Raw genomic sequence first — 12,189 nt, 5'->3', positions numbered from 1 at the left:
GCGCTGCGGGGCCACTGGCCGGAAGGTGACCGATGACCTCGATCGACGTACTGCTCAAGCGCAACCAGGAGCTGGGCAACGTCACGCCCGGTGACCGCTCGTCGGCCAAGCCGTCGCTGCAGGTGGCCGTCCTGACCTGCATGGACGCCCGGATCCGCGTGTTCGAGCTGTTCGGCCTGCTCCAGGGCGAGTCCCACGTCCTGCGCAACGCCGGCGGCGTCGTCACCGACGACATGATCCGCTCGCTGGCCCTCTCGCAGCGCAAGCTCGGCACCCGCGAGGTGCTGATCGTCCAGCACACCGAGTGTGGCCTCTCGATGGTCACCGAAGACGACTTCAAGGACGAGCTCGAAGAGGCCACCGGCCTGCGCCCGACGTGGGCGGTCGAGGCGTTCCGCAACGTCGAGAACAGCGTCCGGACGTCGGTCGAGCGCGTGCGGCGCAGCGCGTACCTGCCGCATACGGACAACGTCCGGGGGTTCGTGTACGACGTCAAGACCGGGGTGCTGACCGAGGTCCGATGACGCACTGGCGCCTCGGCGACCGCACGGTCAACCGGATCGGCTTCGGGGCCATGCGCCTGCCCCAGACCGGCCGGGCGTTCGCGCCCGACGCCGTCCCGCGCGACCGTGACCAGGCGATCGCCGTGCTGCGGCGCGCGGTCGAGCTGGGCGTCGACCACATCGACACCGCCGCCTTCTACTTCTCGCGGACACGCTCGGCCAACGAGCTGATCAACCGGGCGCTGTCGCCGTACCCCGAAGACCTGGTGATCGCCACCAAGGTGGGGCCCCGGCGCGGTCCCGGCGGCGAGTGGCTGCCGATGGCCGAGCCCGGCCAGCTGCGCGGCGACGTCGAGGAGAACCTGCGCCGGCTCGGGCGCGACCACCTCGACGTCGTGAACCTGCGCGCCGGCGGCCGCGGCTCGATCGCCGAGCACTTCGGGGCGCTGGCCGGACTGCGCGACGCCGGCCTGATCCGCCACCTCGGCCTGTCCAACGTCCGGCCGGAGCACCTGGCCGAGGCCCAGGCCATCGCCCCCGTGGTGTGCGTGCAGAACTCCTACGGGCTCGGCTACCGCTCCCGGCAGGACGAGTTCGTCCGCCTCTGCGGCGAGCAGGGCATCGCGTTCGTGCCGTTCTTCGCCATCGCGGGCGCGGGCCGCGAGGCGGGGACCGGCGGCGGCGAACACGCCGAGGTGCTCGCGGTCGCGCGGGCGCACCGGGCGAGTGCCGCGCAGGTCCGGCTGGCCTGGACGCTGCGCCGCGGCCCGCACGTCCTCGTCATCCCCGGCACCGGCGACCCCGGCCACCTCACGGAGAACGTCGCCGCCGGCGAACTGCGGCTCACGCCCGGCGAGCTCGACCGGCTCGACGCGGTGCACCGGAGCGAGGCGGAGTCCCCGGCCTGAACGCCGTCGGGTTCAATGGGCGCGTGGCTGTGGACGCTGACGTGCTGCTCGACTGGTTCTCCACGCACGGCCGGGACCTGCCGTGGCGCGAGCCCGAATGCTCGGCGTGGGGTGTCCTCGTCAGCGAAATCATGCTGCAGCAGACCCCGGTGGCCCGGGTGCAGCCGATCTGGCACGAATGGATGACCCGCTGGCCGGTGCCGTCCGCGCTGGCCGCGTCGTCGCAGGGTGAGGTCGTGCGGGCCTGGGGCAAGCTCGGCTACCCGCGCCGCGCGCTGCGGCTCCACGAAGCCGCCGGCGTGATCGCGCGGGAGCACGGTGACGTTGTTCCGTCCGATGTGGACACCCTGCTCGCGCTGCCCGGGATCGGCGCCTACACCGCGCGCGCCGTCGCCGCGTTCGCCTACGGGCTTCGCGCGCCCGTCGTCGACACGAACGTGCGGCGGGTCGTCGCGCGGGCGGTGCACGGGGCCGGGGACGCCGGGCCCGCGTCGAACACCCGGGACATGGCCGACGTCGAAGCGCTGCTGCCCGCCGATGACGCCCCGGCCGCGAAGTTCTCCGCCGCGATCATGGAGCTCGGCGCGCTGATCTGCACCGCGCGCAGCCCGCGCTGCGCGGACTGCCCGATCTACGACGAATGCGCGTGGCAGCTCGCCGGGAAGCCCGAGTACGCCGGGCCGGCCAAGCCGGTCCAGAAGTTCGCCGGCACCGACCGGCAGGTGCGCGGGCTGCTGCTCGACGTCCTGCGCGGCTCCGAGGGGCCCGTCGAGAAGACCCGCCTCGACCTCGTGTGGCACGACAGCGGCCAGCGTGACCGCTGCCTCGACTCCCTGCTGGTCGACGGCCTGCTCGAACAGACCGCCGGTGGCCTCTTCGCACTGCCGGGCGAACACTAACGCGCTACGACAAAAGTTGGTCAATAGTTGTCAACGGCGCGATGCGGGGTTACCTTTTCCCGATGGTCCACGTTGACCGCCGGACCCTGCTCAAGGCGGGGGTGACCGCCACCGCGGCCGGCGCACTGGGGATGACGACCACGGGCACGGCCTCGGCGGCCGTGCCGACACCGACGATCCACCCGACGTCCGAATGGGGCGCGCGGGCCGCCACCGGCCCGATCGTGGTGGAGAACCACAAACCGACGTACATCGTCGTGCACCACGCGGTCGACCCGCCGATGAACAACGACTTCTCGCTGGCTCGCGCCTTCTACGTCGCGAAGTTCATCCAAAACCTGCACATGGACAAGAACGGCTGGATCGACAGCGGCCAGCAGTTCACGAACAGCCGCGGCGGGTTCGTCACCGAGGGCAGGCACCGCAGCCTGGAGATCCTGCGCGGCGGCACCCAGCACGTCCAGGGCGCGAACGTCGGCAACCACAACAGCGAGGTCATCGGCATCGAGAACGAGGGCCTCTACAGCACGGTCGACGTGCCACAGGCGCTCTGGGACTCGCTGGTGAACCTGGTCGCCTACATCGCGCACCAGTACGGCATCAGCCCCGAGTTCATCAAGGGCCACCGCGACTTCAACACGACCGAGTGCCCCGGCACGGTGCTCTACGACCGGCTGCCGGAGCTGCGGACGGCGGTGGGCCGCGTCCTCGGCGTCACGGTCGCGCGCGCCGAGGCGGAGTGGCCGCTGCTGAAGCCGGGTGATACGGGCCGTCAGGTGCAGCAGGCCCAGCGGTTCCTGCGCGCGTCCGGGTTCGGCGTGCCGACCGACGGTGTCTTCGGTCAGTCCACAAAGGACGCCGTGGCCGCTTTGACGGTTCAGGCCAGGCTGCCGCGCGACACGTGCACCGCGGCGAAGGCGGCCGACGAAACCGGCTTCCTCGGCTCGGACGTCTGGCCGCTGATCGTCCCCGCGGACCGCTCCACCGCGGCTTGGCGCGCCGACCTCGCTAGCGCTTGAGGACCTGGCTCAGGAAGGCCTCGACGGCGCCTCGGTAGGTCTCCGGGGCCTCGTCGTGGGGCAGGTGGGCCGAGCCCGGGACGACCAGGTGCTTCGCGCCCGGAACCCGAGACGCGACGAGCGCCTGCTGCCCCGGCGGCATGGCCGTGTGCTCCCCTTCGACCAGCAGCAGCGGGCAGCCGATCTTGTCCACAGTGGACCAGTAGTCGACGCGGCCCCACTCGGCGGCGATGACGTAGAGGTCCTCCAGGTCCGCGACCAGGTGAAACCCGTCGGAACGCTCCTCGACGCAGTCCGCGAAGTACGCACCCGCGTCCCCGAAGAACTCGCGGACGTGCTCGAGCGACTCGAACGGCACCGGCCAGCTCTCGAAGTAGCCGCGCCACGTCTCGACGGTCCGCCCGCGCTGGTCCGGCGCGAAGTCCTCGGACACGACCGCGCGCACCAGCTCCGGGTACCGCGCGGCCGTCGCCCACGCGTGCAGGCCGCCCATCGAATGCCCGATGAGCACGGCCGGGCCGGCGTCGAGGGTGCGCAGCGCGTCGGCGACGTCGTCGGCGAACCGCTCGGTCGTCCACGGCCCGACCCGCGGCGCGCTGCCGTGGCCGCGCGCGTCGAGCCCGTACACCGCGCCGTAGGGCCGGAGCCACTCCGCGACCCGCCACCACGTCCGCGCCCGGCCCATCAGGCCGTGGAGCAGGACGATCGGCACACCGCTGCCGCCGAAACAGAGCACGCGGCCACCTAACCACAAAATGCCTGGTGCGGAACGTGACCGAGCGGTCGCGCTCCATCACCTATGGTGGGGTGCATGCGCCGCCGACTCGCCGCCCTCGCCGTCTGCGCCGCGGTGGTCGTCGCCGCGGCGTGCACCGGTGACGCCGTCTCCGGCGCACCCCAGCCGCCGCCGTTGCACCCTGCGCCGGGCGCGGCCGGCGCCGGTGATCCGTATTACCCGGACGACGGCAACGGCGGGTACGACGCGCTGAACTACCACGTCGACGCCACCTACGACCCGCCGAGCGGGCACCTCGACGGCGACACGACGGTCACCGCGAAGGCCACGCAGGACCTGAGCCGGTTCGACCTCGACCTGCGCGGGCTCGACGTCCACAGCGTCGAAATCGACGGGCAGCCGGCCCGATTCACCCGCGAGAAGGCGTTCGAACTGGTCGTCACGCCGCCCGCGCCGATCCGCGCCGGGACGACGTTCCACACCCGCGTCCGGTACGGCGGTGACCCGGCGAAGACGTCACACGAGGGCGGCAGCGAGAACGGCTGGCAGCACTCGGCCGACGGCGGCGCGTACATGGTGGGCGAGCCGCACTCGGCGGCGTTCTGGTACCCCGTGAACGAAACCCCGCGCGACAAGGCGTCCTTCACGCTCACCGCGCACGTCCCGGCCGGCTGGACGGTGGTCTCGAACGGCCGCGAGGGCCCGCCGGGGACCTGGACCGAGCCGAACCCGGTGGCGAGCTACCTGACGACCATCGCGATCGGCAAGTTCAGTGTCGACAGGTCGACACTGCCGGGCGGCACCCCGGTCGTCACGGCCTACGCGCCGGGCACCGAGGACCGCCGCGCGATCGGCGACCGCCTGCCGGAGGTCCTCGGCTTCCTCAGCGGCAAGTTCGGGCCGTACCCGCAGTCGGCGGCCGGCGGGATCTTCCTGAACGAGGACGTCCACTTCTCGCTGGAGACGCAGACGCGGCCGACGTACGCGAAGTGGGCCGACCTGCCGACGGTGGTCCACGAGACCGCCCACCAGTGGTTCGGCGACTCGGTGTCGTTGAAGAACTGGTCGGACATCTGCCTGAACGAGTGCTTCGCGTCGTACGCGCAGTGGCTGTGGGCCGAGCGCGAAGGCCAGAGCCTGGACGACCGCTACCGCGCGGCGATCGAGATCACCCGCGGCAGCACCGACTTCTGGTCGCAGAAGCTGGTCGGCATGGGCCAGGGCCACGAGTTCGAGGGTGTGTACAACAAGGGCATCCTGGCCCTGCACGCGCTGCGCCGCGAGATCGGCGACCCGGCGTTCGACCGCCTCCTCCACGAGTGGCCGGCCCGCTTCCGCCACGGCAACGCGACCTGGACCGACTTCGAAGCGACGGCGACCCAGGTCAGCGGCCGCAACCTGCGGCCGTTCTTCGACGCGTGGTTCCGCGGGACGAAGCTCCCCGCGGACGCCGACCTCTTCCCCGGCTCACTGCGCAGCTGAGCTGCCGAGCAACGACCGCGTCAAGGCGCTGTGCGCGTCCTGCATCTCCCGCAGTGCCGTCGTCAGCTCCGCGTCGCCCACCACGACGTCCTCCTCCGGGCGCGCGGCCAGTGCGAGCAGCGACGCCCGCCGCAGCAGCTCCTTCGCGAACGACGCCGTCACCCCCTCGGTCGCCGCCACCACCGGGCCGAGATCCGCGGTCAGCTTCAGCCCTCGCGAGTACAGCCGGAGCAGCGCCTCGCGGCCGGCCGCGTCCGGCAACGGGATCTCCACCGCGAGATCCACCCGGCCCGGGCGGTCGGCCAGTGCCTTCTCCAGTTCGCCGGCGCGGTTGGTGGTGAGCAGGAACGTCACGTCCGCGTCGCCGCCCACGCCGTCCATCGCGTCGAGCAGGGTGAACAGCAGGGGCTGGACCATCGGCCCGTAGCTGCGGTCCTGCGCGATCAGGTCGACGTCTTCCAGCACGACGACGCTCGGCTGCAGCCGCCGCGCCAGCTCCGCGGCCTTGCCGATGAACTTCATCGCCGTGCCGGTCAGGATGATCACCGTGGTGTCCGGCAGGCGGCCCATCAGGTAGCGGACCGTGTGCGTCTTGCCGGTGCCGGGCAGGCCGTGCAGCAGCAGCCCGCGCTTGAGGTGCTGCCCCGCGGCCAGCAGCCGCTCGCCGTGTTCGGCGATGCCGACCGTGTGCCGCTCGATCGCGTCGAGCACGCCGTCCGGCAGCACGACCTCCTCGCCGGTCAGCGCCGGCCGCGGGAGGAACGTGAGCAGCTCGTTGCCGCGGTGCTCGCTGGTGCCGAAGGCCACCACCTGCCCGCGCAGGAGGTCGTGCTCGGCCATCAGCCGCTCGACGCGGTCGCGCACTTCGGTGGCGGTCACCCGCGACGTCGCGAGGACCTCCAGCCGGCACTGCTCGAGTCCCCACTGCACGTTCGAACCGCGGATGGCGAGCAGCACCGGCTCACCACCCGGGGCGCTCGTGCCGACGAGCCCGAGCTGCACCGCCTCGGTCGCCTGGTCCGGGCCGATCGCCGTCGTGGCGAAGTCCACCGCGCCGAGCTCGTACGTGCCCCGCATCCGCGCGGTCACGAGCATCCCGATCAGGTCCTCGTGGCTGCGCTGGCCGCCGGCGATCCCGAACCAGTCCACGAGCGTGCCGTGCTCGGCCAGGTAGGCGTCGACCCCGCGCTGGATGTTGGCGTGCTCCCACATCGGCCAGGACCGGGTCACGACGACCACCTCCGGCAGCTGCGCCCCCAGGTGGCCGGTCACGCGCTCGATGAGTTCACCGGCCCGGCCGTCGCCGACCTCGTCGGCCGTGGCGCGAACGATCCGGGCGATGTCGGTGGCGATGTCGCGCTCGATGCTCCCCATGCCTTCCACAGTGGCACTGATCACACCGCGGGGCCAACTAGTCTGGAGGCCATGAGTGTCGTGAAGATCAACGCGATCGAGGTTCCCGAAGGCGCCGGCCCCGAGCTGGAGAAGCGGTTCGCCGCGCGGATGCACGCCGTCGACCAGCAGCCCGGTTTCCTCGGCTTCGAGCTGCTGCGCCCGGTTTCCGGTGAGACGCGCTACTTCGTCTACACGAAGTGGGAGACCGAAGAGGCGTACCAGGCCTGGGCGACGGGCGGCCCGGCCGCGGCGGCGCACTCGGGCGAGCGGGCCAAGCCCGTGTCGACCGGGGCGAACCTCCTGGAGTTCGAGGTCGTCCTCGGCTCCCAGCCGGGTGAGTGAGCTCGACCGGGCGGCGAAGCTCCTGGACGGCGCCGGCGCACTGTTGATCTGCGCCGGCGCCGGCATGGGCGTCGACTCGGGGCTACCGGACTTCCGCGGCGGCGAAGGGTTTTGGCGCGCGTATCCGCCATATGCGCGGCTCGGGCTGCAGTTCGAGGAGCTCGCCGACCCGCGCCACTTCGCCGACGACCCCGGGCTGGCCTGGGGTTTCTACGGTCATCGGCTGTCGCTCTACCGCAAGACCGTGCCACACGAGGGTTTCCGGCTCCTGCTCGAGCTGGGTGCACGCCTGCCCGGCGGCACGGCCGTGTTCACGTCCAATGTGGACGGCCAGTTCCAGAGGGCGGGCTTCGGGCTCGTCTCCGAGGTGCACGGCTCGATCCACCACCTGCAGTGCCTCGCCGGGTGTTCGCCCGCCATCTGGCCGGCGCCGGAAACCGACGTTTCCATCAACCCCGAAACGATGCGCGCGGTGCCACCGCTGCCCGCGTGCCCCCGCTGCGGCGGCTTGGCCCGCCCCAACATCCTGATGTTCGGCGACGACTCGTGGGTCCCCGACCGCGGCCAGGCCCAGCTCGGCGAGCTGACAGCGTGGCGACGCGGGGTGCGCGACCTGGTGGTGGTCGAGCTGGGCGCGGGCCAGGCGATCCCGACGGTCCGCCGCTACGCGGAACTGGCCAGCGCGGCGACGGGTGCGTTGATCCGGATCAACCCGCGGGAGCCGGAGATCCGCCACAACCGAGGTGTTTCCATCGCGGCCGGCGCGCTGGAGACGCTCCAACAGCTCCTGGGCGACCGTCCGCACCGGGCGAGCATGGAGTCACAGGGGCAGCGGCCATGAGCGACCTGATTGCAGCTTTGAGCGAGCCCCAGCGGACCTTGCTCCAAGTCATCGCGAAGCCCGTCCTCACGAAGCAAGTCGCTCCGACCTGGCGCTACGTCGAAACGGAGATGCGCCGCCGAGGGCATCGGGGGCGCGATGTTCTCGATTCCCTCCCGCTCATCGGAAGTCATGGACCCATCACCCCGACTTACAGCACCGTGTGGTGCGATCGCCGGAACCTGTACCCGCAGAGCCAGGTGTTCCTGACGATCGCCGCGGCGCTGCACCTGCCGGAGTACGGCCGGACAGGGGCGAACTTCATGAGGTTCCTGGAGGCTTGCGTCCGCAGGATCCACGACGCGCCGAACGATCCCGTCGACCTGACCGATCCCCGGATTTCCGCAGCCGAGCTCAAGGCCGGCTCGGACCTCAGCGACGACTTCCTCGCCCGGCTACCGCAGATCGTGCAGCACGAGCCGTTCGGTATTGCCAGCAACTACTCGCTGCCGAACGACTCGCCGGACTGGGTGCTGACCATCGGCCAGGAGGCGCTCGCGTACGAAGGGGCGGAGACTGTACTCGAATACGTCAAACGCGTGTCCGCGCTCGTCGAGCAGGCAGGCGGGCGAGTCGATTTCTCCGGCGTGCACGTCGCTTCTTCGATCCAGCCTTCGCACAAGGGTGGTAGTCACCCCACCGCTTCAGAACCTTACGTGAGCCAACACGTCACCGAAGCGATCGAGGCCAAGCGCGGAAGCGCGTCGTTCAACCTGGACAAACTCCTGCAACTGATCCACGAGTTGAACCAGAATTTCGCTCAGCAGAATCCGTACGCCTGCCACGCCCTGTTGCGGGCGGTGCTCGATCACGTGCCACCGATCTTCGGCCAGGCACATTTCGGCGCAGTGGCCGCGAACCACGCCTGGTCGAGAACCGACGCGAAGTACATCAAGTTCCTCGTCGAGTTCAAGGTGCAGGCCGACGACGTTCTGCATCGCCCGATCAGCCCGTCGGCCAGCTTCATCGAAATGGACGATATTCCGCCGCGAGCGCGGGTCAACGCGCTGCTGACCGAGGTCGTCAAACTCCTGTGATCCGGCGGCCCTGACGGCGCCGGCCGAGACCCTCCTCGGCTAAGGCAGCTGCACCTCCGCGAACACCGCCCGATGATCACTGTCCGCAACCCCGAACACCCGGTAGTCCCGCACCGCCGCACGGTTGTCCACCACGACGTGGTCGATCGTCACCACCGGCGATGACGACGGCCACGTCGGCGTCAACCCAGAGCCGCGTGCCTCCGCCGCGTCGTTGTAGCCGCGGGAAAGCACTGTCCGGAACGCCGCGTGGTCGAGCGTCGCGTTGAAGTCGCCTGCCAAGATGCGCAGGCCGTGCTCGCCCGATGCGCGGGACAGGTCCTTCATCTCGCGCTCCCACTGCGGGGTGTCGACGTCCGGGGAGATCGGGTGGACCGCGACGATCTCGGCCACCACGCCGTCGCCGAGGTCGATCTGGGCGCCCGGCTGCTTGGCCGCCGAATCACCCGTCAGGTTGACCTCCTTGAGCGGGAAGCGCGACACGATCCCCGAACCGAACGCGCCGGGCGCCGGGTGCAGGACGCGGTACGGCAGCGTCTCGAACAGCCCGGCCGCGGTCAGCCCGTCGACCACGCGCGGGGTCATCTCGACCAGGTTGAGCACGTCGATCTTCTGCGACCGCACCAGGTCGACCACGGCCTTCGGGTCCGCCTGGCCGTAGAGGAGGTTCGACGCGAGCACGCGCAACGTCTTGCCGTGCACCTCGCGCTGGTCACTCGCCGAAAGCCGCGGGGCCACCAGCACGGCCAGCGCGACCGCCAGCACCAGCGCGACCCCGCCGACCCACCAGCGCCGCAGCGCCAGGGCCAGCCCGCCGAGCACCACCCCCGCCGCCGCCACGTACGGCGTCAGCGCCAGCGCGACGAGGGTGTACCAGTCGCCGTCGTAGCCGATCAGGCGCAGCGCGGTGACCCCCGCCAGCGGCACCACCGGAACCACCAGCAGGGCCGTGACCAGCGGGTTCTTCCGCCGAACGCGCGTCTCTTCCACAACGGTCATGTGCCGAGTATGCCGATCCGCCCGCCACCCGGCCCGGGTGCCGGCCACTCCTCCACAAGATCTCCACCAGCCGCTGCCAGCCCGTGCCAGCGCGCTGTGCGTGCGCTGCCAGCGGCCCCCGCCAAAGTGAGGCTCGACAGCGACTGCGAAGGAGGAACGCCCATGTCGCACGCGATCCAGGCCGAGGGCCTGGTCAAACACTTCGGGGACACCAAGGCGCTCGACGGGGTGGACCTCGAGGTCCCGTTCGGGCAGGTCGTGGGGGTGCTCGGGCCGAACGGCGCGGGCAAGACGACCGCCGTCCGCATCCTGGCGACGCTGATGAAACCGGACGCCGGGCGTGCCACGGTCGGCGGCTTCGACGTCGTCACCGACCCGGTGCGGGTCCGCAGCCTGATCGGGCTGACCGGGCAGTACGCGTCGGTCGACGAGGACCTCAACGGCATCGAGAACCTGATGCTCATCGGCCGGCTCTACGGCCTGCCCCGCGCCCAGGCCCGGACGCGGGCCACCGAGCTGATCGACCGGTTCGAGCTGACCGCCGCGGCGAAGCGGCCGATCCGGACGTACTCCGGCGGCATGCGGCGCCGGATCGACCTGGCCGCCAGCCTGGTCGGCGGGCCCGAGGTGCTCTACCTCGACGAGCCGACCACCGGGCTCGACCCGCACGCCCGCAACGAGGTCTGGGAGGTCGTCCGCGGCCTGGTCGCCGACGGCGCGACGGTGCTGCTCACCACGCAGTACCTCGAAGAGGCCGACCAGCTGGCCGACAAGATCACCGTGTTCGACCACGGCCGGGTCGTCGCCGACGGCCGGGCCGACGAGCTCAAGCGCCGCGTCGGCGGGCAGACGCTGCAGGTGCGGCCGACACAACTGTCCGACATGGACGCCGTCAACCGGATCCTCGGTGACCTGTCCGGCGTCCGGCCGACCCGCGACGACGCGACCGGGCTGCTCACCGCGCCGGTCGGCGACCCGGTGCTGCTGTCCACTTTGGTCCGCAAGCTCGACGAAGCCGGGATCACCGCGGACGAGCTGGCGCTGCGGCTGCCCAGCCTCGACGAGGTGTTCCTCGCCCTGACCGGGCACGCCGCCGAAGCGTCCACCGACGACACCCGAGACCTCGAAGGGAGCCTGGCATGACCACGCTGGCGCTCGACCGCCCGGCCCCGCCGCGGCACATCAGCCCCGCCAAGGGGTTCCAGCACGCGCTTTCGCTGGCCTGGCGCGGCATCCTGAAGATCCGCAAGAACCCGGAGCAGCTGGCCGACGTCACGCTGATGCCGATCATCTTCCTGGTCATGTTCGTCTACCTGTTCGGCGGCGCGCTGTCCGGGTCGACCGACGCGTACCTCCAGATGGTCGTGCCGGGCATCATGGTGATGAACATCCTGCAGGCGTGCCTCACCGTCGGCACGAACCTCAACACCGACATCACCAAGGGCGTGTTCGACCGGTTCCGCAGCATGCCGATCGCCCGCTCGGCGCCCCTCATCGGCGCGGTGCTCGCGGACATCGTGCGCTACATCGTCTGCCTGGTGGTGCTGATGGTCGTCGCGACGATCATGGGCTACCGGATCGCGACCAGCCCCGGTGAGTTCGCGGTGGCGATCCTGCTGGCGCTGGCGTTCGGCCTCTGCTTCTGCTGGGGCTCGGTGTTCGTCGGCATGCTGATGAAGTCGCCGGGCTCGGCGCAGGCGCTGATGTTCGTCTTCATCATGCCGCTCACCTTCGGCAGCAACGTCTTCGTCAGCACGGCCACCATGCCCGGCTGGCTGCGGGCGTGGGCCGACATCAGCCCGGTGAGCCTGATGGCGAACGCGTTGCGCGGCCTGATGAACGGCGGCGCCGTCGCCGGCCCGCTGGCCGGTGCGCTCGCCTGGATGGCCGGCGCGGTGATCGTGTTCTTCCCGCTGGCCACCTGGGCCTACCGCCGGCGGGTGTGAGGCGCGGGGGCACGGGGGTGTCCCGCGCCAGGGGGAGCTGAAG

Annotated in this window: 13 protein-coding genes; 10 read left to right on the top strand and 3 right to left on the bottom strand. The window is 71.1% G+C overall.

The features are described 5' to 3' along the window. The first annotated feature begins 32 nt into the window (after positions 1-32). The 4 genes from ACZ63J_RS23970 (at position 33) to ACZ63J_RS23955 (ending at position 3,329) form a co-directional block, all read left to right on the top strand. Entirely contained in the window at positions 33-524 is a 492-nt protein-coding gene (locus ACZ63J_RS23970) for a beta-class carbonic anhydrase (protein WP_465334149.1), read from the top strand. Further along, positions 521-1,411, top strand: a complete 891-nt coding sequence (locus ACZ63J_RS23965; RefSeq protein WP_465406038.1) for an aldo/keto reductase — start codon at positions 521-523, stop codon at positions 1,409-1,411. The genes ACZ63J_RS23970 and ACZ63J_RS23965 overlap by 4 nt, the downstream gene beginning before the upstream one ends. A 23-nt stretch (positions 1,412-1,434) precedes the next feature. Beyond that, complete coding sequence (locus ACZ63J_RS23960; RefSeq protein WP_465406037.1) at positions 1,435-2,310, top strand: HhH-GPD family protein; 876 nt, start codon at positions 1,435-1,437, stop codon at positions 2,308-2,310. 62 nt (positions 2,311-2,372) lie between these two features. Further along, on the top strand, positions 2,373-3,329 hold the full coding sequence (locus ACZ63J_RS23955; RefSeq protein WP_465406036.1) for a peptidoglycan recognition protein family protein: 957 nt from the start codon (positions 2,373-2,375) through the stop codon (positions 3,327-3,329). Here ACZ63J_RS23955 and ACZ63J_RS23950 read toward each other — a convergent pair. Then, positions 3,319-4,065, bottom strand: coding sequence for an alpha/beta fold hydrolase (locus tag ACZ63J_RS23950; protein WP_465406034.1), 747 nt, complete (start codon positions 4,063-4,065; stop codon positions 3,319-3,321). The two genes, ACZ63J_RS23955 and ACZ63J_RS23950, sit on opposite strands and share 11 nt — an antisense overlap. Positions 4,066-4,140: 75 nt before the next feature. Between ACZ63J_RS23950 and ACZ63J_RS23945 the strand changes: the two genes are divergently transcribed. Continuing rightward, positions 4,141-5,547 carry a M1 family metallopeptidase gene (locus ACZ63J_RS23945; RefSeq protein ID WP_465406033.1) on the top strand — a complete coding sequence of 469 codons (1,407 nt, stop codon included), beginning with the start codon at positions 4,141-4,143 and terminating at the stop codon, positions 5,545-5,547. On the opposite strand, the gene ACZ63J_RS23940 is transcribed toward ACZ63J_RS23945, so the two are convergent. Further along, positions 5,533-6,921, bottom strand: a complete 1,389-nt coding sequence (locus ACZ63J_RS23940) for an AAA family ATPase (protein ID WP_465406031.1) — start codon at positions 6,919-6,921, stop codon at positions 5,533-5,535. The genes ACZ63J_RS23945 and ACZ63J_RS23940 overlap by 15 nt on opposite strands. 51 nt (positions 6,922-6,972) lie before the next feature. Between ACZ63J_RS23940 and ACZ63J_RS23935 the strand changes: the two genes are divergently transcribed. Genes ACZ63J_RS23935 through ACZ63J_RS23925 form a run of 3 tightly spaced genes read left to right on the top strand, consistent with a single transcriptional unit; the run spans position 6,973 to position 9,201 of the window. After that, positions 6,973-7,284 (top strand): antibiotic biosynthesis monooxygenase family protein, encoded by a 312-nt coding sequence (locus tag ACZ63J_RS23935; protein WP_465301367.1) that lies wholly within the window; start codon positions 6,973-6,975, stop codon positions 7,282-7,284. Further along, a complete protein-coding gene (locus tag ACZ63J_RS23930) occupies positions 7,277-8,125 on the top strand; it encodes an SIR2 family NAD-dependent protein deacylase (protein ID WP_465406029.1) in 849 nt (282 codons plus the stop codon). Before ACZ63J_RS23935 ends, ACZ63J_RS23930 begins: the two co-directional genes overlap by 8 nt. Next, positions 8,122-9,201, top strand: coding sequence for a hypothetical protein (locus ACZ63J_RS23925; protein ID WP_465406028.1), 1,080 nt, complete (start codon positions 8,122-8,124; stop codon positions 9,199-9,201). The genes ACZ63J_RS23930 and ACZ63J_RS23925 overlap by 4 nt, the downstream gene beginning before the upstream one ends. Positions 9,202-9,240: 39 nt before the next feature. Here ACZ63J_RS23925 and ACZ63J_RS23920 read toward each other — a convergent pair whose 3' ends face one another. Beyond that, entirely contained in the window at positions 9,241-10,200 is a 960-nt protein-coding gene (locus ACZ63J_RS23920; RefSeq protein ID WP_465406026.1) for an endonuclease/exonuclease/phosphatase family protein, read from the bottom strand. Positions 10,201-10,362: 162 nt separating this feature from the next. On the opposite strand from ACZ63J_RS23920, the gene ACZ63J_RS23915 reads away from it, so the two are divergent. Together ACZ63J_RS23915 and ACZ63J_RS23910 are read left to right on the top strand one after the other, a co-directional pair. Next, complete coding sequence (locus tag ACZ63J_RS23915; RefSeq protein ID WP_465301359.1) at positions 10,363-11,343, top strand: ATP-binding cassette domain-containing protein; 981 nt, start codon at positions 10,363-10,365, stop codon at positions 11,341-11,343. Next, complete coding sequence (locus ACZ63J_RS23910) at positions 11,340-12,146, top strand: ABC transporter permease (protein WP_465301357.1); 807 nt, start codon at positions 11,340-11,342, stop codon at positions 12,144-12,146. The genes ACZ63J_RS23915 and ACZ63J_RS23910 overlap by 4 nt, the downstream gene beginning before the upstream one ends. The last annotated feature ends 43 nt before the right edge of the window (positions 12,147-12,189 follow it).

The sequence above is a fragment of the Amycolatopsis sp. NPDC104863 genome (assembly GCF_055582965.1).
The sequence above is the reverse complement of the archived record's forward strand: the minus strand, read 5'-3'. Positions and strand labels throughout refer to the sequence as shown.